At 46.3% G+C, this 26,967-nt stretch carries 29 protein-coding genes; 18 read left to right on the top strand and 11 right to left on the bottom strand.

The features are described from left to right. The first annotated feature begins 110 nt into the window (after window positions 1-110). The 4 genes from ABT56_RS15570 (at window position 111) to ABT56_RS24225 (ending at window position 4,688) form a co-directional block, all read left to right on the top strand. Window positions 111-1,691: a methyl-accepting chemotaxis protein gene (locus ABT56_RS15570; protein WP_420835129.1), complete on the top strand. Its 1,581-nt coding sequence runs from the start codon at window positions 111-113 to the stop codon at window positions 1,689-1,691. Between the two features lie 198 nt (window positions 1,692-1,889). Further along, on the top strand, window positions 1,890-3,818 hold the full coding sequence (locus ABT56_RS15565; RefSeq protein WP_047879814.1) for a RecQ family ATP-dependent DNA helicase: 1,929 nt from the start codon (window positions 1,890-1,892) through the stop codon (window positions 3,816-3,818). A gap of 113 nt (window positions 3,819-3,931) precedes the next feature. Next, window positions 3,932-4,231, top strand: a complete 300-nt coding sequence (locus ABT56_RS15560) for a YfcZ/YiiS family protein (RefSeq protein WP_047879813.1) — start codon at window positions 3,932-3,934, stop codon at window positions 4,229-4,231. A 292-nt stretch (window positions 4,232-4,523) separates the two neighbouring features. Continuing rightward, window positions 4,524-4,688, top strand: coding sequence for a hypothetical protein (locus tag ABT56_RS24225; protein WP_169753934.1), 165 nt, complete (start codon window positions 4,524-4,526; stop codon window positions 4,686-4,688). Between the two features lie 69 nt (window positions 4,689-4,757). Here ABT56_RS24225 and ABT56_RS15555 read toward each other — a convergent pair whose 3' ends face one another. Both ABT56_RS15555 and ABT56_RS15550 read right to left on the bottom strand, forming a co-directional pair. Beyond that, window positions 4,758-5,048, bottom strand: coding sequence for a DUF1496 domain-containing protein (locus tag ABT56_RS15555; protein WP_240478328.1), 291 nt, complete (start codon window positions 5,046-5,048; stop codon window positions 4,758-4,760). Window positions 5,049-5,072: 24 nt separating this feature from the next. Beyond that, the gene (locus tag ABT56_RS15550; RefSeq protein WP_047879811.1) at window positions 5,073-5,807 is read right to left on the bottom strand and encodes a DNA alkylation repair protein; all 735 of its coding nucleotides are present in this window, start codon (window positions 5,805-5,807) and stop codon (window positions 5,073-5,075) included. Window positions 5,808-6,196: 389 nt separating this feature from the next. Between ABT56_RS15550 and ABT56_RS15545 the strand changes: the two genes are divergently transcribed. Beyond that, a complete protein-coding gene (locus ABT56_RS15545) occupies window positions 6,197-7,789 on the top strand; it encodes a BCCT family transporter (RefSeq protein WP_047879810.1) in 1,593 nt (530 codons plus the stop codon). 90 nt (window positions 7,790-7,879) lie between these two features. On the opposite strand, the gene ABT56_RS15540 is transcribed toward ABT56_RS15545, so the two are convergent. The 5 genes from ABT56_RS15540 to ABT56_RS15520 form a co-directional block, all read right to left on the bottom strand. Then, a complete protein-coding gene (locus ABT56_RS15540; protein WP_084722323.1) occupies window positions 7,880-8,776 on the bottom strand; it encodes an aspartoacylase in 897 nt (298 codons plus the stop codon). Between the two features lie 81 nt (window positions 8,777-8,857). Beyond that, window positions 8,858-9,301: a hypothetical protein gene (locus tag ABT56_RS15535; protein WP_047879809.1), complete on the bottom strand. Its 444-nt coding sequence runs from the start codon at window positions 9,299-9,301 to the stop codon at window positions 8,858-8,860. A gap of 110 nt (window positions 9,302-9,411) precedes the next feature. Beyond that, on the bottom strand, window positions 9,412-9,825 hold the full coding sequence (gene arfB, locus ABT56_RS15530) for an alternative ribosome rescue aminoacyl-tRNA hydrolase ArfB (protein WP_047880011.1): 414 nt from the start codon (window positions 9,823-9,825) through the stop codon (window positions 9,412-9,414). A gap of 54 nt (window positions 9,826-9,879) precedes the next feature. Then, the gene (locus ABT56_RS23655; RefSeq protein WP_084722321.1) at window positions 9,880-10,026 is read right to left on the bottom strand and encodes a DUF2256 domain-containing protein; all 147 of its coding nucleotides are present in this window, start codon (window positions 10,024-10,026) and stop codon (window positions 9,880-9,882) included. Window positions 10,027-10,554: 528 nt separating this feature from the next. After that, window positions 10,555-12,270, bottom strand: a complete 1,716-nt coding sequence (locus tag ABT56_RS15520) for an NAD-dependent malic enzyme (RefSeq protein WP_047879807.1) — start codon at window positions 12,268-12,270, stop codon at window positions 10,555-10,557. Window positions 12,271-12,683: 413 nt separating this feature from the next. Here ABT56_RS15520 and ABT56_RS15515 point away from each other — a divergent pair, with 413 nt between their 5' ends. From ABT56_RS15515 to ABT56_RS15500, 3 genes are all read left to right on the top strand, one after another. Next, entirely contained in the window at window positions 12,684-13,031 is a 348-nt protein-coding gene (locus ABT56_RS15515) for a helix-turn-helix domain-containing protein (protein ID WP_047879806.1), read from the top strand. Between the two features lie 552 nt (window positions 13,032-13,583). Beyond that, window positions 13,584-13,853, top strand: coding sequence for a hypothetical protein (locus ABT56_RS15505; RefSeq protein ID WP_047879804.1), 270 nt, complete (start codon window positions 13,584-13,586; stop codon window positions 13,851-13,853). A gap of 188 nt (window positions 13,854-14,041) precedes the next feature. Further along, on the top strand, window positions 14,042-14,347 hold the full coding sequence (locus tag ABT56_RS15500) for a HigA family addiction module antitoxin (RefSeq protein ID WP_047879803.1): 306 nt from the start codon (window positions 14,042-14,044) through the stop codon (window positions 14,345-14,347). Window positions 14,348-14,579: 232 nt separating this feature from the next. Here ABT56_RS15500 and ABT56_RS15495 read toward each other — a convergent pair whose 3' ends face one another. Together ABT56_RS15495 and ABT56_RS15490 are read right to left on the bottom strand one after the other, a co-directional pair. Further along, window positions 14,580-14,948, bottom strand: a complete 369-nt coding sequence (locus tag ABT56_RS15495; RefSeq protein ID WP_047880010.1) for a DsrE/DsrF/TusD sulfur relay family protein — start codon at window positions 14,946-14,948, stop codon at window positions 14,580-14,582. Window positions 14,949-15,689: 741 nt separating this feature from the next. Further along, a complete protein-coding gene (locus ABT56_RS15490) occupies window positions 15,690-16,454 on the bottom strand; it encodes a GNAT family N-acetyltransferase (RefSeq protein ID WP_047879802.1) in 765 nt (254 codons plus the stop codon). A 353-nt stretch (window positions 16,455-16,807) separates the two neighbouring features. Between ABT56_RS15490 and ABT56_RS15485 the strand changes: the two genes are divergently transcribed. After that, window positions 16,808-17,617, top strand: coding sequence for a TOBE domain-containing protein (locus tag ABT56_RS15485; RefSeq protein WP_047879801.1), 810 nt, complete (start codon window positions 16,808-16,810; stop codon window positions 17,615-17,617). Between the two features lie 17 nt (window positions 17,618-17,634). On the opposite strand, the gene ABT56_RS15480 is transcribed toward ABT56_RS15485, so the two are convergent. Beyond that, entirely contained in the window at window positions 17,635-17,871 is a 237-nt protein-coding gene (locus tag ABT56_RS15480) for a hypothetical protein (RefSeq protein ID WP_047879800.1), read from the bottom strand. Between the two features lie 385 nt (window positions 17,872-18,256). Here ABT56_RS15480 and rbsD point away from each other — a divergent pair, with 385 nt between their 5' ends. The 9 genes from rbsD (at window position 18,257) to ABT56_RS15435 (ending at window position 26,539) form a co-directional block, all read left to right on the top strand. After that, on the top strand, window positions 18,257-18,676 hold the full coding sequence (gene rbsD, locus ABT56_RS15475) for a D-ribose pyranase (RefSeq protein WP_047879799.1): 420 nt from the start codon (window positions 18,257-18,259) through the stop codon (window positions 18,674-18,676). A gap of 26 nt (window positions 18,677-18,702) precedes the next feature. Beyond that, window positions 18,703-20,208, top strand: a complete 1,506-nt coding sequence (rbsA, locus tag ABT56_RS15470; protein ID WP_047879798.1) for a ribose ABC transporter ATP-binding protein RbsA — start codon at window positions 18,703-18,705, stop codon at window positions 20,206-20,208. Continuing rightward, a complete protein-coding gene (gene rbsC / locus ABT56_RS15465; RefSeq protein WP_047879797.1) occupies window positions 20,205-21,188 on the top strand; it encodes a ribose ABC transporter permease in 984 nt (327 codons plus the stop codon). The genes rbsA and rbsC overlap by 4 nt, the downstream gene beginning before the upstream one ends. 83 nt (window positions 21,189-21,271) lie before the next feature. After that, window positions 21,272-22,150 carry a ribose ABC transporter substrate-binding protein RbsB gene (gene rbsB, locus ABT56_RS15460; RefSeq protein ID WP_047879796.1) on the top strand — a complete coding sequence of 293 codons (879 nt, stop codon included), beginning with the start codon at window positions 21,272-21,274 and terminating at the stop codon, window positions 22,148-22,150. A gap of 128 nt (window positions 22,151-22,278) precedes the next feature. Further along, a complete protein-coding gene (gene rbsK, locus ABT56_RS15455; RefSeq protein WP_047879795.1) occupies window positions 22,279-23,196 on the top strand; it encodes a ribokinase in 918 nt (305 codons plus the stop codon). A 50-nt stretch (window positions 23,197-23,246) separates the two neighbouring features. Further along, on the top strand, window positions 23,247-24,254 hold the full coding sequence (locus tag ABT56_RS15450; RefSeq protein ID WP_047879794.1) for a substrate-binding domain-containing protein: 1,008 nt from the start codon (window positions 23,247-23,249) through the stop codon (window positions 24,252-24,254). 209 nt (window positions 24,255-24,463) lie between these two features. After that, a complete protein-coding gene (locus ABT56_RS15445; RefSeq protein WP_047879793.1) occupies window positions 24,464-24,985 on the top strand; it encodes a DUF2058 domain-containing protein in 522 nt (173 codons plus the stop codon). Between the two features lie 102 nt (window positions 24,986-25,087). Further along, window positions 25,088-26,038 carry a hypothetical protein gene (locus ABT56_RS15440; protein ID WP_047879792.1) on the top strand — a complete coding sequence of 317 codons (951 nt, stop codon included), beginning with the start codon at window positions 25,088-25,090 and terminating at the stop codon, window positions 26,036-26,038. A 162-nt stretch (window positions 26,039-26,200) separates the two neighbouring features. Next, window positions 26,201-26,539 carry a NirD/YgiW/YdeI family stress tolerance protein gene (locus ABT56_RS15435; protein WP_047879791.1) on the top strand — a complete coding sequence of 113 codons (339 nt, stop codon included), beginning with the start codon at window positions 26,201-26,203 and terminating at the stop codon, window positions 26,537-26,539. A gap of 49 nt (window positions 26,540-26,588) precedes the next feature. Here ABT56_RS15435 and ABT56_RS15430 read toward each other — a convergent pair whose 3' ends face one another. Further along, a complete protein-coding gene (locus tag ABT56_RS15430; RefSeq protein WP_047879790.1) occupies window positions 26,589-26,960 on the bottom strand; it encodes a hypothetical protein in 372 nt (123 codons plus the stop codon). Window positions 26,961-26,967 lie beyond the last annotated feature (7 nt).

Raw genomic sequence — 26,967 nt, 5'->3', positions numbered from 1 at the left:
TGCGTGCCCTATCAAAAAAGCAGAAATTAAATACTAACATATTGAAATAATTGTTAACTTCATGCTTTATTATGCAGTCAAAATAATAATCAAATCATTAGAGAGTCATCGTGGCCATTACATCAACAACGCTCAACACTGTCGGAAGCGATGCTGCACATGAAATTGTGTTCCCTGACGGCGAACAATTAGTCTCAACTACGGATCTCACCGGTGTAATTACGTACTGTAATCCGGCTTTTTGCCGTGTCGCAGGCTACCAAGAACACGAGTTACTTGGCCAAAATCACAACATTATCCGCCATCCTGATATGCCCAAAGGGGCGTTCGGCGATCTTTGGGCACGACTAAAGGAAGGAAAAGCTTGGCGGGGAATTGTAAAAAACAAAGCCAAATGTGGCGGATTTTACTGGGTTGATGCGTTTGTTACCCCCATTTACGAAAATGGCCAAATCACGGGTTACCAATCAGTACGGGTTAAACCCAAAACAGCACTGATAAATAAAGCGGCGAACATATACCACTCGCTGCTCAACGCAGAACAAAAAGGACGGAACTATCAGTGGGTCTGCCCCCCCTCATTGAAGTACAGCCTGCTAGCTGTGAGTGGTTGTATGCCGGTAGCCAGCCATTACTTCGCCTTCAGCCCAATGTCGGCATATTTAGCCAGCCTCGCTCCCATTGCGGCACTCGCTCTTTGTTTTCGAGATGAACTGTTTTCCATACCGGCACGCATCAAGCAATGGCAACAACAGTATGACAGTGTCAGCAGGGTTGTATTCTCCGGCTCGGATAGCTTTTCTGTTGCCGATTACCACCAGCAGATGGCATCGGCAAAAATGCGCACGGTATTGGGACGAATGACCGATTCCGCAACGCCGTTATACCACCTCGCCGATGAACTGAACAACGCGGCTGGCCGGGTCAACCAAGCCATTATCGACCAAAATGAAAACATCCAGCATATAGCGACCGCTATGGATGCCATGTCACAGGCCGCGCGAGATGTCTCTAACCACGTTGCGGAAAGCCAAGGCCGACTCGTGCAAACCAAAACACAATGCAGCCACACCCACCAGCAACTAAGCGCAACAGAGTCACAACTCATTCAGTTGGCACAGCAAGCAGAACAAGCCACCGAAGCCACTCATCAACTTGGGCAGGAAGCTGACAAAGTTAATGATGTCATGGTCGAGATCCGTGGCATAGCCGAACAGACCAACCTGCTCGCCCTTAATGCAGCTATCGAAGCCGCCCGAGCAGGCGATCATGGCCGAGGGTTTGCCGTCGTTGCTGATGAAGTGAGGGCACTCTCAACCCGCACCCAAAAAGCTACCGAGCAAATCCAACTAAGTATCGGCCATATACAGACAACAATTGGGCAATGGCAGCAACTTATCGAGGCCAACCGTGATGATACCCAGGCTTGCGTCGAACTGGCTGGCGAAGGAGCTCGGGCCATCGCAACCATCGAGCATCATATGGAGGCAATCAACCACCTAACAAAGCAAATGGCGGATGCTGCAACCCAACAAGAACAGCAATCTCAACAGACTAGCCAGCATGTCAATGCAATCGCTCAAGTTTCAGAGACTAACCTTGCCGAGGTTGCCAACGTCGAACACAGCAGCACCGTGCTCAAAGCCCACGTCAACGACTTCTACCAACTCGCTGACCGCTTCAGCAAATAGCGCTAAATACTCGGCATCCATCTTGCTGCATACCTGAGTGCCATTCCCTGCAACGGGTATGCAGATTTCCTCCTTGTGCTGTGAATTTGCTGCGAAAGCGTTTTATCCGCATTCAGCACAAATGTGACAAAACCCGCCTGTTCCCCATTTCAATTTCAACGTACTATTACTGCATCATTTCCTTCAGCGTATAGCAGCATGTACCAACAACACCTTCAACAATATTTTGGCTTTGACAGCCTCCGCCCCGGCCAGGCGCAAGTCATCGATAAAGTTATTGCCGGCGAGTCAGCCGCCGCTATTTTCCCGACAGGCTCGGGCAAATCTCTTTGCTACCAATTACCTGCGCTATCGTTGCCGAACCTCACATTGGTCATCTCTCCCTTGCTTGCCCTGATGAAGGATCAGATTGCTTTTTTGCACAGCAAAGGCATTGATGCTGCAACCATCGATTCAACACAGAGCTGGGAGGAAAGCCAATCCGTCATGCAGCGGATCCGACAGGGGCAGACCAAAATACTGATGATTTCCGTTGAGCGACTAAACAACGAACGTTTTCGCCAGTTTATCAGCCAAGTACCGATTTCATTATTGGTGGTTGACGAGGCCCACTGTATTTCTGAATGGGGACACAACTTCCGGCCCGACTACTTAAAGCTCCCCCAATACAAGCAACTACTAAATATCCCACAGGTACTTCTACTGACGGCCACCGCGACGCCAGCGGTTATAGCCGATATGGGCACTAAGTTTGCACTCCCAGAAGAAAACATCGTTGTAACGGGATTCTACCGTCCGAACCTCAACCTTGAGGTTCGGCCACAACCAGACAAGGACCGCCAGCAGGCCCTGTTGGATACTCTTAACCAATCGGCCAATTCCCCAACCATTATCTATGTCACTTTGCAGCAATCCGCCGAACAATTGGCTGCTTGGCTAACCAATCAGGGGTACCCCGCCCTGGCCTATCATGCGGGAATGGACAACGAACTGCGCACTCGTATCCAACATGATTTCATGACCGGGCAGCAACATTGTATTGTGGCCACCATCGCCTTTGGCATGGGCATCGACAAATCAGATATTCGCAGGGTGATCCACTTTGATTTGCCAAAGTCGATTGAAAACTACAGCCAAGAAATTGGACGAGCAGGCAGAGACGGACACGCATCCGATTGCATTTTCCTCGCCGGAAAATCAGGGGTCACGGTGCTTGAGAATTTTGTTTATGGTGACACTCCGGATCTCGAGGCCATAACAGCGGTTCTTCAGCAGATCCAAGCCAATTCGCCGCAATGGGAGGTCATTCTCAACAAGCTCTCGAAAGAGAGCAACATCCGAATGCTGCCGCTCAAAACCCTGCTGGTTTATTTGGAAATTGCCGGCATCATCGAGCCGATGTACAGCTACTTCGCCGACTACCGCTTCAAACTGCTCGCTGATGAAAACTATATCACCAACCAATTTCAGGGCGAACGGCAAGCATTTGTCCAAAACATCTTTGCTTGTTCAGCCAAAGCCCGCACATGGCACACCGTCGACTTCGATGCACTGTGGCATACCTGCCGCGCCGAACGAAAACGTGTTGTGGCAGCCATCGATTACTTTAGCGAAAAAGGTTGGATCAGCCTTGAAAGCAAACAAATGACGGATGTCTTCCGGGTAAAACAGAGCCATTTTGACCTACAAGAACGGGCGAGCTATATCCATGCGCTATTCACAAACAAAGAGCAGAGTGAAATCGAACGCCTCGGCAACATGCTGCAATTTTTCGAAAGCCAAACATGCCTCAGCAATCGGCTAGCGCAGTATTTTGCCGATGATAAAGCCCCGGTCCAATGCGGCCACTGCTCTGTATGCCAAGGGCAACCCGCCACGCTTCCCGAGTTGCCAATTCCAGTAGAGGTATCAGACAACATGCTAAAAGCATGGTGCGATCCTTTTATCGCTGCGAATCAGGTTACTCCGAGTACCAAAGCAATCACCCGTTTTCTGTGCGGCATGGCCATGCCTATCCATGTTCAAATCAAAGCCCGTCAAATGAGCGGGTTCGGCCAGATGGAGCACATTCCGTTCCAATCGACCCATCAGCGTATCTGTAAGCTCTATCCGTCGCTGATGCCATAACCGATATCACTACAAGTCGCCCCTTTACGAGCCCAATGCCAATTAGCCATAGCGATCTTGGTCACAACGTTTTAGAATATCTGCAGAATATAAATGGAGAAAGAGTTAAAGCCATGACAAACGAAACCCAAGAATATCAAACTTGCGAAGCATGTGGTGTATCTGCAGAGATGGGCTTCATCATCAAAGAAGGTGATGATGTTGCTGAAGTAAAAATCTTCGGTGGCAACAAAGCAGCCCTAGAAAGCGAGTTGGATAAATACCTTGCCCTAGCGAAAGAAGTCAATGCAAACTTCAAACATGAAATCTCTCCGCTATCAGAAGAAAGCACAGAGTTGACTGCTCGTATCCAGTTCGAATGCAGCGCAGAAAAGCTGATCTACGAACTGAAAACACGTTCTCTGATGAGCTAACTCATTTCCTATGGTACGAATTGTCATTTAACCACAATTCGTCCATTGCCTATGAAACCAGCGAATAAGATTCGCTGGTTTTTTTTACCCGCAAACAAATACCTTCCCATAAGAAGTCCGGCTATATCGCCATACATACACACGGATTTCCTGCACACAACAAGACAATGCACACAAAGCATCTCCATTATTCTAATTTGGACTAGAAATTAAGCGTATTTTGTATAAAACTAATACCATGATATGAATCACAAGGCACACAATGTGCCATGAACTGAAAAGGAACCGTTCTATGCAAAGCAACAAAGCGCGCGTGATTTCAAATTGGAAGCCGTCTAACGATCGCGAATCTGCAGCTATGCGTGAATTCTTGATGCAAGAAATGGGGGCGAAAAGAGACCACCACGAAGGAGGCACAGGGAAACTTGGTGCTGATTCGGGCAGGCTCGTTCGCTAACGCATCATGCTATTCTTCGCCTGTAAAAAATGCAGCCAATGGCTGCATTTTATATTTTTAACCAACACGTTAGTTAGACGACGTTTTCTCTATTCTCGACCATTTCAACTTACCATTGGTCTCAAACGTCTTCTCGGGCGTACATTCTAATACAATGCCCTCTACAGCCAGCACCGAACCCAGCGAATATGCCTGCCCATTGTAATAACACACGCGCTGTGGTCCTAACTGGCCTTCTAATGTCAAATTAGGCTTAAAGATAGCTTTGGTCGATGTCCCGGACATATCTGATGACGAATATTCTTTTGCCGCGACAGAACCACAAGAGAGAGCCAAGAACAGACAAACTGATGTCCTCAACAGAGACTTTTCTTTCAATAACATTTAGCAATCATCCCCTATTTTCGAGGTAGCATTCCCAAGAAGAATGCCATTATAATCCCTACAGCCTTTCAATGCTTCTTTGCAAGTTAGCGCAGAGAGCAAATCTTTATGAGTAGCCACAAAAGAAACTACATAGTCACGATCTGTCTTGGCATATTCACGCAGTACCCAGCCAATGGCTTTTCGGATAAAAAATTCACGTTCATCGGCCAGCATCAAAATGGTTTCTTCCAGCAAAGGTAAATTTGTCGCTTGCTTGTGTTTCAAATGCACCAGCAAAGACGCTCGGCGCAGCCACATATTTTCCGACAACCGCCACTGGCGCACCTTTTCTTCCAACTCACGGTGCTCGGCCACCAACGGGCCGATCAAATTCGAGGCAATCTTGTCCAAGGTATCCCAATGGCTCGCTTCACCAAGCATTTCTTCATAAACGGGGAAGGCATCTAGAGTTCGAAAATGCCGATAATACTCGGCGACATCCATCGCAAGATACTGCTCTTCACGGTTCTCGCCTGACCACAGCCACAGCACCAACCGCTTATATTCAATAAACGTGTTAATTTTAGTGTGCAAACGAGCCTGCTTGAAGATCGCCTTTCGCTCTGGGGCTTTTACACCATAAAACGGCTGCGTGGTTTTCATATAGGCTTGCATTGCCTTGGCGTCTTCAGCCTTTCCTGCATCGGCCAAACGCTGCTGCATGAAAATCACCATTGGTATCACGAGCGACATGCATAACTCCCTTTTACTCTGTATTTTATTGTGTACCCGAATGACCTAAAGATACTTGCTCCCGTGAAATCACTGCGTCAGCCCCTAATCGCCCCTAAAAAGAGATATCACTGGTATTTGATACCAAGATCGGAACGCTGAAACGAGTACCTTAAAGTAGCTTGGGTATACCACATTGATGCACTATTCCATAGCAATATATCCCCATCAAACCGAGAAATAAAAGCAGCCACAATATTTAGTTTGAACACATAGCATAGGCAATGTGAATTAAAATCCCACCAAAAGACATTAAGCGGAAAATTAACCAGTTATTTGGCATTTATAATTATTTTTGCTAGGATTGCGGCCGACAATTAATTTGAACTCTAAACATCTAGAGAGGAAAAATGACTGCTACTAAGGATAAGTACAGTATAGAAAGTACCGACTATACCGTCGGTCAGGACAACATTCAGAAATGGGGATTTGATGTTCATAACCCAGTCTTTGGCACCAGCGCCGCACTCATCATTCTATTTTTAATCACCCTTCTACTCAGCGACCCAACCTCCGCCAAAGCAATGCTTGATGGCATCAAATGGCAAATCATCAACTCATTTGACAACCTGTTCATGTGGTCCGGAAATCTATTCCTCGTTTTCTGTATCGCGCTTGTGCTCTCGCCTTTCGGGAAAATACGCATCGGCGGGGCAGATGCCAAACCAGAACACTCCAACCTCTCATGGATAGCCATGCTCTTTGCCGCTGGCATGGGGATCGGACTGATGTTCTGGGGTGTTGCGGAGCCCGTAGCCTACTTTACCGGATGGTACGAGACTCCCCTCGGTGTCACCGCCAATAGCGACGAAGCACTAACCGTTGCCTTGGGGGCAACCATGTTTCATTGGGGATTACATCCGTGGGCGATGTACGCTGTTGTTGCATTAGCAATGGCATTTTTTGCCTTTAACAAAGGGCTCCCTCTGTCTATCCGTTCGGTTTTCTACCCACTTCTAGGAGATCGTACATGGGGTTGGTTTGGCCATGTAATTGACGTTCTCGCCGTGCTCGCAACCCTTTTTGGTTTAGCCACATCTCTGGGATTAGGTGCCCAACAAGCAGCAAGCGGGCTCAGCCATGTTTTGGGGTTCGAAACAGGCATCGGCCTACAACTTATCGTGATCGGCTTTGTCACGACACTGGCCATTTTTTCAGTTGTACGTGGTATCGACGGCGGAGTAAAAGTGCTCAGCAATACCAATCTTCTGGTTGCCTGTGCACTGTTGCTCTTTGTCATCATCGTAGGATTTTCCACATTCTTGGCAACCCTACCCAAAACGATCATCGGCTATGTGGAAAATATTTTGCCATTGAGTAACCCGTACGGCCGGGATGATCAAACATGGATGCACGGCTGGACCGTCTTCTACTGGGCATGGTGGATCTCATGGTCACCATGTGTCGGCATGTTTATCGCGCGTGTTTCCAAAGGGCGTACGGTACGCCAATTCGTGAGTGCCGTTATCCTCATACCGACCTTCATTACACTGGTATGGATGTCTGCCTTCGGTGGCATTGCGATAGATCAGATCATCAACAAAGTGGGGGAATTGGGCACTAACGGGCTCACCGATGTCACACTGTCGCTGTTTCATCTGTACGATGCACTGCCGATGAGCACATTTTTGTCTGTCATTTCAATTGTGCTGATCATGGTGTTCTTCATCACTTCATCCGACTCTGCATCGCTCGTTATCGATAGTATTACAGCAGGCGGGAAAATCGATGCTCCCATCCCGCAACGTGTATTCTGGGCGACTATCGAAGGCGCTATTGCGGCCGTTCTTCTCTGGGTAGGCGGTACGGAAGCCATACAGGCTCTTCAGGCGGGTACTATTTCCACCGCTTTGCCATTTACTCTCATCTTATTGGCAATGTGTGTCAGCCTTGTACTTGGCATGCGTAGCGAATTGTCACTCTACCGCTCATCTTACGCTTAATGCATTACGCTTGAGCGGCTTACTTGCCTGCCACAAAAAAACGCACCTTCGGGTGCGTTTTATCATTCACCTTGTCACGGCAGTGTTATGCTAAACCTCAACGACCACCTTTTTCGCCAGCGACATGGCTAGGTTATTATCGTAATACGCCGCTTCATTGATAAAATGCGGGTAGGCTTCATACTCTCCCTCCCAACAAATTATCGAACCATCAAACAGGGTAAAAATCGGATCCCCATTATGCAGGGGCTTGAAATCAGCATCCTGCACATTGCGATGGACCATACCGATGCGCTCCCCTTGCTCATTTTCAGGCAACTTCAAGGTTTCGTGGTATTTATAAGCCTCAAAACTCGACGGCAGCACAGGCAACTCATCTCGGTTATACAAATCAATATAATCAAGAATATGGCCAGTCATTTCTTCCATCCACTCAAGAATATCTTGGCGGATCACCGATTGCGGCTGAGGGCCCACCTCTACAATTACCCCCTGCGGGGCAATAGAACTCAGGAAATAATGCTCGGCAACCGATATTTGGTCTTCCAACACAATCACGGCATCTGGCATTTTTGAAACAACATATGCGGCAAGTTTTCGGTTGAAGGCGTCAGATTGCAGCAAGATCAGCGACGGTCCCATATTACTGGTCGTATTATGAAGATCGATAATGAAATCGGTTCGGGCGTCGCCTTTTGGCCCAAGTTGGGCGTTGAGTACCTTTGCCCTACTCTGCTCGTAATTTGTCAGTAGCGGGTCTGTCAAATCGGTATGGCTAAACTGGCGGTTCATATCACTGTCAAGGTAACGCTTGTTCTCTTGATAGGCTTTAGGATTAGCAAATACCGTTTCTGTTGCAAAGCTATCCCTAATAATCGATGCCGATGACTGCTGCCACTTGCGTAGCAAATAAATTCCACTAAATTCATTACCGTGGGTTCCCCCCACAATGGCAACAGTCTTGATCTTATTCGTCCTTGTAATCACAGCTTGGGCTCACTCTATTGTGGTAGATACCCAAACAGATACCAGCTTGCTGCTTATTTTTCCAGAAATTTTGCATAACAATTATATCGGATGGGTTTGTGCCACTTTTAGATAGGCATATAACTCGCCATTCTTGTACTCTATGGCAGAATGAATACGGCTATTTCGGTTGGCGACAATCCAACTTTGGTAACGATCATCCCCACTCTGGATATCCAAAGCTATCATCCCTTGCACCAACGCCCACCGGCCAATGGTTCGTATCCGCTTAAACAACGTGTATTCTTCCAACCTACCATCAGGATACAAATATAACTCCGTAACATGCCCGGCACTGCACGATTTGATCCACACTTGCGCTGTCACTTCAGCGCGATTGAAAGAACGCTTCATACCAAGCCAAACATCAAAGTCAGCCTGCTCATTCTTATCTGGCTCTGGCAAGGCATCAAGCGGGAGCAAACGCACCCGTTCTGATTCACGGTAATACAATTGCAGAAGTTGCTTGGCTTTTTTGTCCGACATCCTTTTCATCCAACTAGATTTACCAAAACCCTTACTTTACCGCCAGTTTCGATGAAGACTCAGTGAAGACTTAGCAGAATGTTAACTCGGTCAAAACCTTCATTCTCTAGCTACCAACTCACCTTTCCACGCATCGCTTTAGTTTGCCCGCGCTGGCTTTTCTTCTCCATTCTTCGCTGCTGCGAACCACGAGTAGGTTTAGTTGCCACTCGCTTTTTTTGTACCTGTGCAACAGATCGAATCAACTCGGCCAGACGCTCAAGGGCATCCTCCCTGTTTTGTTCTTGAGTTCGATATTGCTGAGCTTTGATTATCACTACCCCGTCTTTGGTGATCCGGCTGTCCTTGAGCACCAACAAGCGCTCCTTGTAAAAAGCAGGCAAGGTAGATCGCCCGATATCAAACCGGAGATGGATAGCGGAAGAGACTTTATTGACATTTTGCCCCCCGGCCCCTTGGGCACGGATAGGGGTCAATTCGATTTCCCAATCACTGAGAGTAACGTTGTTGGATATGACTAACATGCTGTACTTACTTTTCGATAGAGTCACGACAGCATAAAGAGACATCTATCCCTGTCAACTACTACCGCGACGGGATCGTCGGCAACGCTGGGAGCAGTATTTCACCTCGTCCCAGCAATTTTTCCACTTTTTACGCCATGTAAAAGGACGTGAGCATACCTCACAGACCTTTCGCGGCAGGTAAGTTTTACTGTGGGGCATACTTCACCATTATCAATCGTAATAGCACTGAAACTTATACTCAGGCTTTTTCAAAATAGTTCAGTGCATACCCCACTATCTCTCCCAATTACGCGGCCCGATGGAAGATGTGGTACATCATGGCAAGCCATAACGTAACACCACAAATGGCAAACAGCGAAAACACCAAGAGTTGCTTTATTTTGGCTAACAAAGTGGACATCAGCATAACCGGCCTCCTATTTGGGCTGTCAGTTGTTCAAAATGTTCCGATAACCATGATACCCAAGCCTCTACCAATACTTATTGCAACGTTTTGTGCAACAAAGCGATTTAGCGCCCTCGCTTCGTGGCCAATAATCCTTGAAAAAGAGCCATCGCGTCAGAAATTCACCATGTGTTAAATATACAGAAATCGTTCTGTATCCAACACCTTAAGGTTAGTTGGGTATAGGAATACTTTAACAATCAAACACTGAATAAGTAAGGATCCAGCGCATATTCTGAAGAGAAAAAAGCCCGGACATGCCGGGCTAATTTATAAGGCCGTCACACTCGACGGTAAGGCAGGTAAACAGGCTCCCAAATATGCTCAGCCAACTCTTTATTGATATCTTTGTTGACAAGGTGGCTATGCGGCTCAGTTGCTTGAATCATCTCCAAGATACGCCGCGCAACAGCAATAGAAACCGTCTTTAGCTCACTGATTTTCGGATAGATACAACCATTAGCCAGATCTTCTTCGCTTACCATATCCGCCAGCGCATAAGAAGCCGTTGTAAACATATCCAAACTAATTTTCGGCACCCGCGACACAATCGCCGCTAGACCAACACCAGGGAAAATAAACACGTTATTCCCCTGCCCGACACGATACTCATAACCATTGTATTCAACATTGGCAAATGGGCTGCCTGTTGCAACAATCGCCATGCCATCACTCCAGCGATAGATATCTTCCGGTACGGCCTCGCAATTCGCCGTCGGATTAGACAACGGGAACACCATTGGCCGCGAGGTATATTCCATCATCTTCTGGACATGCTTCTCATTGAACGCCCCACCGACCCCACTAGTGCCCAGCAGCACGGTAACTGGATGATTATCAATTAACTCAGCCAGCGACACCTTACCTTCCTGCGCAACACTCCAGCCTTCGGCCAACGCACGAGGCTTAGCATAGCGCTTTTTGTATTCGTCCAGTTCAGGACGGTCATCAAATACCAACCCCTGTGAGTCGAGGATGAATATACGATCTCGAGCCGCGGCGTGCGAAGCCCCTTCTTTGAGCAAGCCAGCATAAATTTGATCGGCGACACCCACCCCACCGGCGCCAGCGCCGTATACCACGTAAGTCTGATCAGCCAACGACTCGCCTTTGATCTTACAAGCACCCAAAATACCCGCCAACACAACAGAGCCTGTACCTTGAATGTCATCATTGAATGATGGCAAGGTGTCCTCATAATCTGTCAGGTTATCGAAGGCATTAGATTTACTGAAATCTTCCCATTGCAATACCGCATTAGGGAAATGACGCTTAACCTGACGGACAAATTTACCGATAAATGCCTTGTATTCCTCGCCGCGCATTCTGCGACGTGGTACACCCAAATACATTGGGTCATCAAGCAGATCTTGGTTATCCGTACCAACATCTAACGCAATAGGCAAACAATGGGCAGGGTGAATACCCGCTCCGAGCGTATAAAGTGACAGCTTACCGATCGGGATCCCCATCCCGCCTACGCCTTGGTCACCGATACCCAAAATACCTTGGCTATCAGTCACCACAATAATTTTGATATCTTTGCCGGTGAAATGCTGCGCCAATTGCCCCATTTTCTTAACATTGTCAGCTGTGATATACAGCCCCCTTGCCTTTTGATAGCGATGGCTGAATTCCTGACATGCTTTGCCGACTGTCGGGGTATAGATAATCGGGGTCATTTCTTCGATATGACGTGATAACAATGCGTAAAATAACGTCTCGTTACGATCTTGCAGTGCCCTTAGGAAAAGATATTTTTCAATGTCTGTCGAAGCACTTTTAAAACCGTCATATACCCGATTTAACTGATCTTCGAACGTCTGTACGCGAGGAGGCAGCAGTCCATCTAGCAGAAATGCTTTTCGCTCTTCGTATGAAAACGCTGTACTTTTATTGAGGGTCCGATCATTTAACAGTTCTGTGCCTGTTAATGATACAGGCCGAAATTCATTGCCGTGTTCATCTTTCCAGCGCAAATATTTCCCTATTGTCATCATTTCCTCCAGTCTTGTTATTGGTCTACATCATTCTCTTTTTTATATGCCCACCTTACTTCAAGGTGCAGGGTTCAATATTGGTAAGTGGCTTGAAGTTATTTGGGTATATTGCGTTAAACTTATGGCCTAACAACCTAAGTTATCTAATGGTAGATTCAATTGTATGCCTAACTAAGCCGCAAAAATGTGATGGCAGGATTCTTTTTTCGATGGATAAAAATTCTCTCACCTTTGTGAGAGAGGGAACAAAAGGCCTTGAATACAAAGTGCTTTATCATTAAAAATATTACGCCAAAAGCAGCTAATCCGGATGGTATCATTGAAATTGCCCATATCCGCGGTGATAAGAATTTATCTAGGCATGCTTTACCACTTGATAGTGCCATCTGATTGATAGATAGAGAAAGCGAATGAAAACAGACAAGCGAAACGTGCGCATCATTCACCAAGACGGGCAGCCTGTCTTTGCTGTTATCCCATACCACGAATACATAAAGCTGGTGAAACAAGAAGCGGATGCAGATAGCAAAACGTACCTACCACACGAAGTAGCTGAAATTATGTTAGTTAATGATGTCAGCTACATTACAGCATGGCGTAAACACCTCAATATTAGTCAGAAAGAGTTAGCGCAGCGCATGGGGATTTCACAAGCAGCCGTTAGCCAAATGGAAAATATTGACTCAAATCCACAGCGTGAAATGCTAAAAAAAGCAGCAAAAGCATTGGATGTTAGTGTTGATCAGTTAATTGACTAAGGAAACAGGCTGAATATGTTCTAGTATATTGCAGATCATACAATAGGTGTCGATATCGCCGCTGTAATCATTAGCGTTGGAGCGGGTGTTTTGCTTGCAGATCTCCTTTGACTATCGGTTCGACATGTTAATAAACAAAGCCTCCTTCTATATAGGTAGCTCTGTTTTTTACTGGTGGTTTAAACTGTAGTGGCAAAGTCGATTCCGTTTGGGTTTTAGTCGGTTTATTCCTCGCACTCAAAGTTAAAATTAGAGTTCGATACAGCCATGAGAAAAACTCGAAATAGAAATTAGCTAAAACTAACAGCCCCCCTCCCGCAAAGGAAGGGAACCGTTGAGGTGATAATAATTGGAAATAAGTATATTGGATTGGCTGAAGTTGGCAGCATTGGCCGTTGGTATCATCATTGTTATGAGTAACACCTATATACGCATTAACGACAATGTGGAGGTTACCATTGGTGTTCCTAAGAACATGAAACCTGGCGAGAACGTACGTTTCGCATATCAGTTTCCATTATGGCGACCATTCATCAACATAAAGGTAAAAGCATGAGTGAATCACTCGTAAAAATATGGCGAGTAGAGATTGAAAGCCATGGCTCTCTTGCTGACGGCATTAGAGCCATGAATGAAACTCTTGGTGCAAAGTACACTAACAGCCGTGTAAATGAATGGCAGGATGGAAGGCAGAAGCTACCAAAGAAAGCCGCACGTTACATGCTACAATTTGTATTACCGCAGATAATGAAACAGCACAATGTCAGCAATAAGGCATTACGGGAAATTACTGACGAAATTATGGGATTATTGCCAGAGTAAATCGTGCAATATGTACAGAGCCATCTTTGATAAAAAGTGGCTCTGTTTTTATGCTGGTAGCTGGAATATCCCCCACTCCTCCTATTAGGACAATAACAATAATGATGCTGTACAACGAGGTCGATATTGCTGGATCAGATGCACGACGTTGAACTGCACATGTACATCACTATTAAAGAGTTCGAATCATGAGAACCACGAAACGTAAGCCACAGTCTGTAGGTGAAATCCTCAGAATTGAATTCTTAGAGCCTATGGGAATCAAGAACGGTGAATTGGCTGATAGACTCGGTGTTCACCGCAACACTATTAGCAACCTACTTAACAACAAAACGGCACTGACGCCGGAGTTGGCCGCCAAGCTATCAGCTGCATTTAATAACACGGCTGAGTTTTGGCTTAACATCCAAAATGCCAATGATATTTGGCAAACAAAGCATAACTATGAGGCATTGACAAAAGAAATAGTGCCTTTTTCCAAGCCTCAGAATTGAACTATGTGTCTATTAATTATATTACCCCAAAGCCCCTCGGGGCTTTTATTACGGATATGCGGGTGATTTCTACTCAATGACGCAGGTAATAGCCATGTAAAATATGCTTTTCTATGTTAATACGTTCTGTCAGAAAAACCATAAGAAGCATCGCAGATCACTGAATGTAAAAATAAAAAAGGAGCCAGTGCTCCTCTTTATCAGTGAATAATTCAAAAATTATCGGCCAGGCCTAAAATGTCACAACCTTATCAGCCTGCAACGTCCATCGTGACAGATCGTCCAACGTACCAATCTGCACCCCATCCACTAATGGCAAGTCACTTAAACCCCTTGCATGGCAGCAGGTCTTACACAACACGACTTCCGCCCCCTGGGCCAACAAAATTTCCAGCATCTGCTGAATATGGTACCCCTCACTGGGATTTTGCTTCTGCAAAGCACAGCCCACCGCATCCGACATTAAGAATATCTTAATTTCTGTTTTGGCCTCATCCTGCTCATTGAGATTGATTGCGAGGCGCAAGCCGTTAAAGGAGCGCTCAGAGCCATAAGGGGCATCATTAAGAATGAATAAAAGTGTCTGTGTGTTGTTGTTCATTGGTAGCATTATCCCATCGAGCAAAATGTATCCCCAAGCACTATCAAAGTACTCGTTTTCGTACTCTCTGAATCCGACGGCTTGAGGTAAATTAGGGAGAGATATCCTACGGTATTTGTCAGACAAAAAATGTGACAGATGAATTCTTTATCAAAACAAAATACTTATATTTTGTGCCAAATAAACTTACTTTTCCTGTTGCAATACATTCTGATTATTGTGGATGTACAACCGAAACAGGTGTCATATTTCTCAGATGCTTACGCTTTGTTTTGGCAATTAAACGCATTGAATTCTGCTTTACGATAGCACGAATATGCTTATGATCCTTCATACCTTCTCCTTGGTCATCGATTTAATCAATAATAAAAACAACCACCTAAGATATTCAATCACGATATGGACAGTTAAATGACAGAGAAATGTAAATTATTCTGCCATGTAAAATGCACGCATAAATTATGCGAGATACGCCTCATGAAAAATAAAGAACCACATATTTTGTCATTAAAATAACACAACAAAATAATCTGACCACAAACTCATACTAGCACAGTATTTGATAAAATGATCAATAACTGTAAAAGTTAGTACATCCACATACAAAAAAACCGCATATACAACAACTTACAACATTATACACTCCAAACAGTCGACACTGTAAGATCAGTGCATACCTTTTTAATCACTATTATGTAGTTACATATTTTATAAATTTAGAAGAATATATTAAATTAACAGCTACACTGGAAATAAAAAATAGTAACTTTGTGTCTTTTTAAACCCAAGTTTATAAGAAAGATAAATTGCAGCGTCATTATTATCATAACAACTCCAGCATGGAATCCTTTTTTCAAAGAGCATTGATAGTATAAAATACTGACTCAAATAGGTAGCAAAGCCTTTATTTCTTTCATCACGTCTAGTTGCAACCATCATGTCTGTATATTGATGATATGGGTAACATGACCACACACAACTAATAATCGTATTACCCCGCATCAAGCAGTACCCATCACCGTCTGCGTCTACAAAGTCCTTTGGTATAGGCCAATAGAGCGAAAAATCAGGATCAATCTCACTTGATATACGCTGTGCTAACGCCAACCCAATCGGCTCTACTGTAAATCCATTCGGTAACTTCAATCCCATATCAGGGTCATATTTAACTAATTCAAAACAATGTCGCCTCAGTAAGGAAAAAGATGATGCTGCAGATAATTTTTCTGTCATAGTTTCATCAGCCATGATTATCATGATTTGATGATATTGAAGTAAGTTAACAAGACATTTCATCACTCTGCTATCAGTACATTCACCAAAAACAATAGCTTCTGAATCATTATTAATGATGAGGTACAAACGGGGGGATTGACAATCATCAACATAATACTTCGCGCTTATTAATGCTTTTCTTGCTATGCCAACCCACGATTTTTCAAATTTTATAGAATCTAAAGCATGATGAAAAAAAACACTTTTCACTTGGCACATTACATCCTGCATAGTCTAGCCACATTTTTATTTTGTATATTTATTCAAGCAATATTAATAATTTTTATCCACACAAGAATATGTGTTGCCTCTTACATAGATTAAGCACCATTATTTACGTCTAATAAATATATTTAAAATATAAACATGACCAACTTGCGATTTAGCACACAAACCCTCATCACAAATAACCACATCAGTCTCAATTTTGCTGATGACTACTGCAATGTAAGCTGTTTTCTCGCCCCCCTTCACCTCTATTCAGATATATTTCATAATTTGAATGCTTAGAGAGCACACTAAATCCTGTATCTTGAGATATAATCTCGTTCTAACTGATGAATTGACCAAAGGAAAACCCAAATATGGAATTTGATGCTCTGCTGACGCTTTCACAAAATGGCAAAATGCTTGCCAACCCAAAGCGTATCGCTCTGCTCAAATCCATTGCTACCACGGGCTCAATCAGCCAGGGAGCCAAACAGGTGGGTATCAGTTACAAAACCGCCTTTGACGCGATCAAAGAAATGAACCAATTAGGGGACACACAACTTGTCAGCTGTGAAAAAGGCGGCAAAGGTGGTGGCGGCGCCTCACTCACCGAACAGGGTAAACGGTTGGTCCAGATGTATGATTTATTGGAACAAATTCAGGAAATGGGACTCAATGCCCTTAAAGATGACTCAGTTCCGCTGCACAGTTTACTTGGCGTAATGAGCAAACTGTCACTGCAAACCAGTGCTCGCAACCAATTATTCGCAACCATCAAGAATATCGAGAACCATGCTCTCTATGATTTAATCACGCTCCAAATCACAGCGCAGTGCACAATCATCGCCACAATTACTCACGGCAGTACCCTGCGACTCGGGCTTTCCCCCAATAAAGATGCAGTAGCGCTGATCAAAGGACCCGCCATCACAATCAGAACCCTACTGGATCCAGTTAACAAAGAGGAAAACCAAATTCGGGGCATAATCCGCCGTATCGAGCGCGACAGCAAAATGGTCGAAGTTTGTCTTGAGATAGGCGAAGGAAACGAGCTCAATGCACTCGTCACCGAAGAAATTGCAACTAACGAACAACTGAATGTAGGGATGACAGCTTATGCCTGTTTTCCTTCTTCTCAGGTTATCGTTGCAACTTTAACCGAGCAGAAAAAAACCATTAACTAGAACAACAGCCAAGAAAATCACTCTCGAAGCTTTATACAATGCTGCGATAATGGCGTATACACTTCACCTTTCAGCAGACAGTCTTCCAAATGCTTATAATCAAGGTACTGGAACACCATGATAATCAGCATTGACACTAACATGCCAACCAGTGCCACCCTAGCCAGCCATTTTTTCCGGGAATTTAACGCATAAAGCAAAGTTCCCACAGACAACGGAGCCAAACCTAAAAAGAGCGGTTGAAAATCTAACACTGAATGATCCTATCCCACGCTTTACCTTAAAGTAGATCCCTACCGTAAAGCCGATAAAAAAAACACTCACATAATACGCCCTAAGCATACCTCAGTTCAAAGATAGAAGCCGTTTTTTACAAACTCTGACATAACATTCACATTCTGTCTTACTTTGCTATTGATAAAAATATCTACTAGCGCACAGAACATTCACTCTGAGTATAAATTATCTGAACAATATCACATTTCATCCAATATCGCCGTGCATATCGAAACGTTTCGCTCTACATTTAGCGCCAACGAAACGTTTGCGTAAACGTTTCGATGGAAATTTACGGCATGAGCCTTTCTACACTCTGCCGCAGAACATAAGCATCATCCGTATAAATCAAAAAGGTGCAACATGAAGAAAAGCGCGCTTATCAACTCTGAACTCTCCTACTTGGTTGCCACTCTGGGCCACACAGACGAAGTCACCGTGTGCGACGCGGGTTTGCCGATTCCCGACGAAACCCAGCGTATCGACCTTGCGCTGATCCCCGGTGTACCTACTTTTATCGAAACGGTGAAAGCTCTACTGGGTGAAATGCAAATTGAAGGCGTGATCATGGCTGAAGAGTTCAAGCAAGTCAGCCCTGAACACCATAGCGCCCTGATTGGTTTATTACGTGAAGAAGAAGCCGCCTGCGGGAAAACCTTCAATATCGCTTATGTACCGCACGAGGCATTCAAGGTTCATACCCAAAACAGCAAAGCGGTGATTCGTACCGGTGAATGCACCCCTTATGCCAATGTTATTTTCCAAGCCGGCGTAGTGTTTTAAACGCAACCCAGTTGCAAGGACTTCACATGACTCAGCCAATTCTAGAACTCAAAGACATCGAAAAGGCCTTCCCCGGTGTAAAAGCGCTGGACAAAGCCAGCCTGAATGTCTACCCAGGCAAGGTAATGGCCTTAATGGGAGAAAACGGCGCCGGCAAATCGACCCTTATGAAGGTACTGACCGGAATCTACACGATGGATGCCGGAGAACTACGCTATCAGGGCCAAAACGTTAAATTCAACGGCCCTCGCCACTCCCAAGAAGCCGGCATCAGCATTATCCATCAGGAGCTCAACCTTATCCCTGAGCTCACCATTGCCGAAAACATCTTCCTCGGCCGCGAGCGTACCAATGCTTTTGGCGGTATCAAATGGAACGAGATGTACCGCGAGGCCGATGCCCTACTCCAACGCCTGAACGTCAAGCACAGCTCTAAAACCCTGCTGGGTGCCTTGAGTCTGGGTGAGCAGCAGATGGTCGAAATCGCCAAGGCCCTGTCGTTCAAATCTCAGGTCATTATTATGGATGAGCCGACAGACGCACTGACAGATACAGAAACAGAATCCCTGTTCAAGGTCATCAACGAACTTCGCGAAGAAGGTACCGGGATTGTTTATATCTCGCACCGCCTCAAGGAAATTTTCGAGATCTGCGACGATATCACTGTTCTACGCGACGGTAAGTTCATCGGCCAGCGCCGGGTCGCCGACATCGATGAAGACGGCATGATCGAAATGATGGTTGGCCGTCGCCTTGATGAGCAATACCCTCGTATTGACGTTAAGCACGGCACCACCTGCCTCGAAGTCAAAAACCTCTGCGGAGCCGGGGTGAACAATGTCAGCTTTACCCTTGACCGTGGCGAAATTCTCGGTATTTCGGGTCTAATGGGCGCGGGGCGTACCGAGTTGATGAAAGTCATCTACGGCGCACAGACTCGAGAATCCGGTGATATCATTCTTGACGGCAAAGTGATCAACCCAATCAACCCACAAGATGGCCTTGCCAACGGTATCGCGTATATTTCAGAAGACCGTAAAGGTGACGGCCTGATCCTAGGGCTTTCTGTTAAAGAAAATATGTCTATCTGCTCACTGGCGCAGCTTTCCAAAGGCATCCAGCTCAACCATTACGAAGAAGTCACCGCCGTTGAAGACTTTATCCGCCTATTCAATATCAAAACACCAAGTCGTGACCAAATCATCGGTAACCTCTCCGGCGGCAACCAACAAAAAGTTGCCATCGCCAAAGGGCTGATGACTCGACCTAAGGTGCTGATCCTCGACGAACCAACCCGCGGTGTCGATGTGGGTGCAAAAAAAGAAATCTACCAGCTTATCAACCAATTCAAAGCTGAAGGCATGAGCATCATCTTGGTGTCATCTGAAATGCCGGAAGTACTGGGCATGAGCGACCGTATCCTGGTGATGCACGAAGGCAAAATCAGCGGGGAATTCATGGCCAACGAAGCCAACCAAGAAAAACTACTTGCCTGCGCAGTAGGTAAACACATCAACGAGGTAGCAGCATGAGCACCAACGCTATGACCAAACAACAAACCGCAGGTAGCAACAAGCTATTTAGCAAAGAGTGGCTGATTGAGCAAAAATCGCTGATCGCCCTGATTTTCTTGATTATGGTGGTCTCGTTCCTTAACCCGAACTTTTTTACTGTCGACAATATTCTCAACATTCTGCGCCAGACCTCGGTTAATGCCATCATCGCCGTAGGTATGACTTTGGTCATCCTGACTGCCGGTATCGACCTGAGCGTAGGTTCGGTATTGGCCTTGTGCGGTGCCTTTGCTGCCTCGCTGATCGCAATGGAAGTACCGGTCATGGTGGCCGTGCCTACCGCCCTGTTAGCCGGTGCCGCTCTCGGCGCCATCAGCGGCGTGATTATCGCCAAGGGCAAAGTGCAGGCCTTCATTGCCACTCTGGTCACCATGACCCTCTTGCGCGGTGTCACCATGGTCTATACCGAAGGCCGCCCAATTTCTACCGGCTTTACCGACGTAGCCGACAGCTTTGCTTGGTTCGGTACAGGCTATGCAATGGGCATCCCTGTGCCAATCTGGCTGATGGTGATTGTGTTCGCCGCGGTCTGGTACATGCTTAACCACACTCGCTTTGGTCGTTACATCTACGCGATGGGCGGCAACGAATCTGCAGCACGCCTGTCTGGTATCAACGTAGATCGCGTCAAGATTGGCGTCTACGCAATCTGCGGCCTATTGGCAGCACTAGCAGGCTTAATCGTAACCTCTCGTCTTTCATCGGCTCAGCCTACTGCAGGTATGGGATACGAGCTGGATGCGATTGCGGCAGTTGTACTGGGCGGCACCAGCCTGGCAGGCGGCAAGGGCCGTATCATGGGAACCCTAATCGGTGCCTTGATCATCGGCTTCCTGAACAACGCCCTGAACCTGCTGGATGTCTCCTCGTACTACCAGATGATTGCCAAAGCAGTGGTCATTCTGCTGGCAGTACTGGTCGATAACAAAAACAAGTAACAACAACCTCTGAACGATGGTGCGGGCAGTTATCCCCCCTGCCCGCCTCCACACACCCGACATATCGTAGAAAGGAAAACGGAATGAAAAAGTTAGCAACCCTGATCTCGGCCGCTGTAATTTCTGCCTCTTTCAGCACTACTGCGGCTGCACAAGAGACCTTGGCCATGGTGGTTTCCACCCTGAACAACCCATTCTTCGTCACCATGAAAGATGGCGCAGAAGCCAAAGCCAAAGAGCTGGGCTATAACCTGATTGTTCTTGATTCGCAAAATGACCCAAGCAAGGAGCTGTCGAACATCGAAGACCTAACGGTTCGCGGTGTGAAAGCTATTCTGATCAACCCAACCGATTCCGATGCCGTCTCCAATGCCATCCGCATGGCCAACCGCTCCAAGATCCCAGTACTGACCCTTGACCGTGGCGCAAGCCGTGGCGAAGTTGTCAGCCATATCGCGTCGGACAACGTAGCCGGTGGTGAAATGGCCGGTAAGTTCATCATGGAAAAAGTGGGCGAGAAAGCGCGTGTGATCCAGCTAGAAGGCATTGCAGGTACATCGGCAGCCCGAGAGCGCGGCCAAGGCTTCATGCAAGCGGTTGACGGCAGCGAGATGGAGCTTCTGGCTAGCCAGCCAGCAGACTTTGACCGTACTAAGGGCCTGAATGTTATGGAAAACATGCTGGCTGCAAACCCTGATGTACAAGCGGTATTTGCCCAGAACGATGAAATGGCACTGGGTGCCCTGCGTGCAGTACAAGCCTCAGGCAAAGACGTGCTTATCGTTGGTTTCGATGGCACTGAAGACGGCATCGCCGCCGTTAAGCGCGGCAAGCTAGGTGCAACCATTGCTCAGCAGCCTGACCTTATCGGTGCGCTAGGTATCGAAACCGCCGACAAGATGCTGAAGGGCGAAAAAGTGGAAGCCAATATTCCAGTTCCACTGAAAGTCATTTCTGAGTAATCTGCCACTCGATTATACAGGGCCGGGGTAACCTCGGCCCTGTCGCCAAAACCTATCGTTTAGCAGCCGTGTCTCCTTCTGCTGCTAACCCATACATTTTGGCCAGATAGAATCAAAAAGGTCCCGATATGAATAAATTAGTCGTTCTTGGCAGTGTGAACGCCGACCATGTCCTTCAAGTTGCCTCTTTCCCTCGTCCGGGCGAGACACTGCACGGCCATAGCTACAATGTGATCCCAGGTGGCAAAGGTGCCAACCAAGCCGTTGCCGCCGCCCGCCTGGGTGCGGATATCGCTTTCATTGCCTGTGTCGGCGATGATGCCTTCGGTCACCAGATCCGTGAGGAGTTTGCCAAAGACGGCATGAACAACGACGCCGTTATGATTGAAGCAGGCATGCCAACCGGTATTGCAATGATTCAAGTTGCCGCCACCGGCGAGAACAGCATTGCTATTTCGGCCGAAGCCAATGGCTGCCTGACTCCCGAGCGCCTCGAACCGCACCACAACCTGATCAAAAGTGCCGATACCCTGCTGATGCAGCTAGAAACACCAATGGCCACCATCGAGGCCGCAGCTCGCATCGCCAAACAGGCCAGAACCCAAGTGGTGCTGAATCCGGCTCCAGCCCAGCCGTTATCGGATGACTTATTGCAACATATTGATATGATTACGCCAAACGAAACAGAAGCAGAACTGCTTACCGGCGTGAAAGTGGTTGATATGGCGACGGCACAACAAGCAGCAGACGTACTGCACGCCAAAGGCATTTCACAGGTTCTGATCACACTTGGCAGCCAAGGGGTTTGGGTCAGTGAGAACGGCAAAGGTGAACAGGTACCGGGCTTCCGTGTAGACGCCAAAGACACCACTGCAGCTGGTGATACCTTCAACGGTGCGCTGCTCACCGGGCTTCAGGACGGTCGTTCAATGGAAGAGGCCATCCGCTTTGCCCATGCAGCAGCAGCCATTTCAGTGACCCGAATCGGGGCGCAAACCTCTATCCCGCACCTACGTGAGGTCGAGCGCTTCCTGATGGAACATTGATTTTATGATTTGCCGCGCCCACCCATTCGGGCGCGGCTTAGGGAGAAACCATGGCGACAATAAAAGATGTGGCAAAACATGCTGGCGTATCAACGTCGACGGTCAGCCACGTACTCAACAAAACCCGCTTTGTCAGTGAAGACATCTCCGTGCGTGTAATAGCAGCCGTCGAAACGCTCAACTACGCTCCTTCTGCACTCGCACGCAGCCTCAAAGTCAACCATACCCGCACCTTCGGGATGCTGGTCACCACCTCAACCAACCCTTTTTTCGGCGAAGTCGTCAAAGGTGTCGAACGGCGCTGCTACGAGCAGGGCTATAACCTCATTCTATGCAATACCGAAGGGGATCTCGAACGTATGCGAGCCAACCTCGACACCCTATTGCAAAAACGCGTCGACGGCTTGCTGCTGATGTGCAGCGAAGTCGACGGGCAAGCATTCGATCTGTTCGCCCGTCACCAACCCGTCCCCACGGTGGTGATGGACTGGGGCCCAATCGACTTCCCGAGTGACAAAATTCAGGATAACTCGCATCATGGCGGTTATTTAGCGACCCGCCACTTGATTGAACAAGGCCACACCGCTATTGGTTGCCTGACCGGACCACTGGATAAGCTCACCGCTCAACAACGTTTATCGGGCTATATTCAGGCAATGGAAGAAGCAGGGCTTGGCATCAACAAGCAGTGGATCGCCTCTGGCAATTTCGAGTGCGAAGGCGGCGAGATCGCATTCAATGAGGTATACGCACACGGCAAACTGCCTACAGCCTTTTTCATCTGTAATGACATGATGGCGATGGGAGTCATTAATACCGCTAGCAAACGAGGTATTAAGGTGCCAGACGATCTCTCCATCGTCGGCTATGATGACATCAAGCTGGCCAAGTATGTCACACCGTCGCTCACAACAATTCACCAACCCAAGCACCGTTTGGGCCAGCAGGCGGTTGATGTATTGCTTGAAAAAATCAACCATCAGCGCGAAGGCCACACGGTGATTCAACTAGAACCCACCTTGGTCGAACGAGACAGCGTTAAAAACTTGCTCTCCTAGCTACCTGTTTCGCTAATTACTGCTATTATCACCCTCAAACCGCAGCCCAAACTGCGGTTTTTTATAGCTATAAAAAAATGTTTCATTGAAAACCCATTACGGCCAGACTCAATTTAAGAACGTAACCTTGCCATTCAGTAACAACTAACCTTTATTTGCGTTTAGGGACTCAGTAAAATATCCCAAACAACGAACTAACCGAGAACAACATGGCGAAACTAACACTTCAAGAGCAAATGCTTAAAGCTGGCTTGGTCAATGAAAAGAAGCTTAAAAAAGCAAAGAAAGGCTCAAAAAAGAACCGTGTACAGGCAAGAGAAGTTAAAGCGGCCGTTGAAGAGAACAAGCGACTACAGCAAGAGCGTGACAAAGCACTGAGCGAGCAGCAGCAGGAGCAGCGCCTAACTCAAGAGATTCAACATCAAATTAAGCAACTCATCGAAATGAACAAACTTAATTTAAAAGATAGCGATATCAAGTACAACTTTACCGATGGCACCATCGTGAAATCGTTGTATGTTGAATCCCTTGTTCGTGATCAGCTTATCAAAGGTATTCTGGCTATCGCCCGCTACGAAGACTCCTACGTTGTCATTCCGAGCAGCGTGGCCAATAAAATTGCCCAACGCGACGCTCAAGTGATTATCGAGCAGAAAGAACCTGAATCTGACGTCATTGCCGAAGACGATCCGTACGCCGACTTTGTCGTACCAGATGACCTAATGTGGTGATCCCTACCAGCCTTCGTTTTCAACGAAGGCTTTTATTTTTTATATAAAAATAGCCAATAACCATCTTATCAACACTCTTCACTACTGATTATTGAAAGAATAATGAAAATGATAACCATCCTGAAGATCGTGGCTATTCTGTTCATCTCGAAAATACATCTAGTTAACGCACAACCCATCTCACCTGAAGAACCGACTTACCATGTTACTGAGATTTATGGGGGCTTTATTCATCAACAGGAAATCGCGGTAACGATCAGCCTATGCGCACAACAAACACCATCACAGTGTTATTTTATTACGTTGAACCGCTCTTCATTTTTAGATTTAATGAATATGCAGCCCCTTAAACGACTAAATAATGACAATCCCGCTATAGAATTTTCGGCGGAACTAGCCGCGAAACAATATCGACTCTCTAATCACGATACCCGCATCATACTCAATACCCGTGACATCACCCTTGAGCAAATGACCCTGAGCATTGATGGTAAGTTAGTCAGTCCTGCGGCCCAACCTACGGGGAAGGATGATTATGTCACGCTAAGGATCAATGCACTTATTATTCCCAAAGAAAAACTCCACACCTTGAAATCATGGCTGGAGATAGACCTCAATGGCGGAGAACAGAGATACCGTGAACTGAGTGACTGTAAACTGGCTGAACAAATGATAAAAGACACGTCTCCGCTTTTTACAAAAGCCATTGAGCTATGGCAGGGATCAGCCAGCGACAAAGACTTTGCCCTCTGGAAAAATGAAACCTTCCAACCACAATATGATGCATTGCGACAGATTTATGATCCTATTGACTATCGCTATAACCGAAAGATTTCAAAATCTGTACATGAAAAATATTTACTGCCTATTGGTGATTTTGTCTCTTATATGCACCGACTGGTCAGTGTAAGCCCACAGAGTATCTGGTTAACCAAAACCGCCAATAAAATTTTAAAGGCTGAATACCGACAAAACCTGATGTGCACGCCCATATCAAAATTGCAAGAAACCATTGATAGTGCAGACCGTTTCAGGATTAACACTCAACGTTAAGTATTGAATAACATATCAATAAACCGTCAAGACACGCTCTCTGTTATGAACATTTTTTAGGAAGAATGCATTTTTCTTCACGATCTCTTCACCTACATCAATGCATACTCTTTGCATATTCTGAATAATTTAAACCTCCTATAAGTACAGACTAAAATTACAATGAAAAAGATCGTAGCCACCTCACTACTCCTATTGGCATCAAACTCTGTCCTTGCAGCATTTAATGGCTCTCAAATACAACCTATTATCAATACCATTTCGGAAATAAAAAATGCTCCCGATGATACTCATGTCGTATTAACTGGCCATATCGTGCAGTCTCTAGGCAATGAGATTTACCTATTCAAAGACAATACCGGTGAAATAAAAGTCGACATTGATTTTGAAGACTGGATGGGGCAAGACGTCACGCCAAAAGATAAAGTGACAATCCGAGGAGAGATTGATTCCGAATGGTCTTCATCCAAAATTGAGGTTGATAGCGTACAGAAAGTATAAGCAACAAAGCCACCTTCGAGGTGGCTTTGTTCTTATACAGTTTTATTTGCTATTGCTTTCTAACCTGCCACAGGCCCAATATCACAAGCAACAAAAAGAATAGCGGATCACTCCAGCCAAGACCGGTAAAAATCCCCATAACGGCAGCATAACCGGTTATCAGCACACCCAAGCCATTGGTGATCACCAACGCCACCAGCAACTTGGTCGCTACCCGACCTGATTCGATATCACGCAGCAACAAACTGATAGCAGCAATACCACCAAGGAAAATACTGGTGTGCTGAGAAAGAAACAGCGCATACTGATCGTTAATCTGCACACCGTACATTGGCCACATTTGAGCAGGTAAAGCAAACAACGCCACTGCAAAAACACTATAAATAACACCGTGAAGGGTAAAGAAAGTTTTGTTATTCATATCTTGC

This window comes from Photobacterium aquae (assembly GCF_001029445.1).
Lineage (GTDB): Bacteria > Pseudomonadota > Gammaproteobacteria > Enterobacterales > Vibrionaceae > Photobacterium > Photobacterium aquae.
Note: the sequence above shows the minus strand (reverse complement) of the source record. Positions and strands in the feature narration are given on the sequence as shown.

Bases quoted from the DNA above. Each gene is read 5' to 3' on its own strand.
- ABT56_RS15565 (WP_047879814.1), top strand. From the start codon at position 1,890: ATGTACCAACAACACCTTCAACAATATTTTGGCTTTGACAGCCTCCGC.
- ABT56_RS15560 (WP_047879813.1), top strand. From the start codon at position 3,932: ATGACAAACGAAACCCAAGAATATCAAACTTGCGAAGCATGTGGTGTA.
- ABT56_RS24225 (WP_169753934.1), top strand. From the start codon at position 4,524: ATGCAAAGCAACAAAGCGCGCGTGATTTCAAATTGGAAGCCGTCTAAC.
- ABT56_RS15550 (WP_047879811.1), bottom strand. From the start codon at position 5,807: ATGTCGCTCGTGATACCAATGGTGATTTTCATGCAGCAGCGTTTGGCC.
- ABT56_RS15545 (WP_047879810.1), top strand. From the start codon at position 6,197: ATGACTGCTACTAAGGATAAGTACAGTATAGAAAGTACCGACTATACC.
- ABT56_RS15535 (WP_047879809.1), bottom strand. From the start codon at position 9,301: ATGTCGGACAAAAAAGCCAAGCAACTTCTGCAATTGTATTACCGTGAA.
- arfB (WP_047880011.1), bottom strand. From the start codon at position 9,825: ATGTTAGTCATATCCAACAACGTTACTCTCAGTGATTGGGAAATCGAA.
- ABT56_RS23655 (WP_084722321.1), bottom strand. From the start codon at position 10,026: ATGCCCCACAGTAAAACTTACCTGCCGCGAAAGGTCTGTGAGGTATGC.
- ABT56_RS15520 (WP_047879807.1), bottom strand. From the start codon at position 12,270: ATGACAATAGGGAAATATTTGCGCTGGAAAGATGAACACGGCAATGAA.
- ABT56_RS15515 (WP_047879806.1), top strand. From the start codon at position 12,684: ATGAAAACAGACAAGCGAAACGTGCGCATCATTCACCAAGACGGGCAG.
- ABT56_RS15505 (WP_047879804.1), top strand. From the start codon at position 13,584: ATGAGTGAATCACTCGTAAAAATATGGCGAGTAGAGATTGAAAGCCAT.
- ABT56_RS15500 (WP_047879803.1), top strand. From the start codon at position 14,042: ATGAGAACCACGAAACGTAAGCCACAGTCTGTAGGTGAAATCCTCAGA.
- ABT56_RS15495 (WP_047880010.1), bottom strand. From the start codon at position 14,948: ATGAACAACAACACACAGACACTTTTATTCATTCTTAATGATGCCCCT.
- ABT56_RS15490 (WP_047879802.1), bottom strand. From the start codon at position 16,454: ATGCAGGATGTAATGTGCCAAGTGAAAAGTGTTTTTTTTCATCATGCT.
- ABT56_RS15485 (WP_047879801.1), top strand. From the start codon at position 16,808: ATGGAATTTGATGCTCTGCTGACGCTTTCACAAAATGGCAAAATGCTT.
- rbsD (WP_047879799.1), top strand. From the start codon at position 18,257: ATGAAGAAAAGCGCGCTTATCAACTCTGAACTCTCCTACTTGGTTGCC.
- rbsA (WP_047879798.1), top strand. From the start codon at position 18,703: ATGACTCAGCCAATTCTAGAACTCAAAGACATCGAAAAGGCCTTCCCC.
- rbsC (WP_047879797.1), top strand. From the start codon at position 20,205: ATGAGCACCAACGCTATGACCAAACAACAAACCGCAGGTAGCAACAAG.
- rbsB (WP_047879796.1), top strand. From the start codon at position 21,272: ATGAAAAAGTTAGCAACCCTGATCTCGGCCGCTGTAATTTCTGCCTCT.
- rbsK (WP_047879795.1), top strand. From the start codon at position 22,279: ATGAATAAATTAGTCGTTCTTGGCAGTGTGAACGCCGACCATGTCCTT.
- ABT56_RS15450 (WP_047879794.1), top strand. From the start codon at position 23,247: ATGGCGACAATAAAAGATGTGGCAAAACATGCTGGCGTATCAACGTCG.
- ABT56_RS15445 (WP_047879793.1), top strand. From the start codon at position 24,464: ATGGCGAAACTAACACTTCAAGAGCAAATGCTTAAAGCTGGCTTGGTC.
- ABT56_RS15440 (WP_047879792.1), top strand. From the start codon at position 25,088: ATGAAAATGATAACCATCCTGAAGATCGTGGCTATTCTGTTCATCTCG.
- ABT56_RS15435 (WP_047879791.1), top strand. From the start codon at position 26,201: ATGAAAAAGATCGTAGCCACCTCACTACTCCTATTGGCATCAAACTCT.
- ABT56_RS15430 (WP_047879790.1), bottom strand. From the start codon at position 26,960: ATGAATAACAAAACTTTCTTTACCCTTCACGGTGTTATTTATAGTGTT.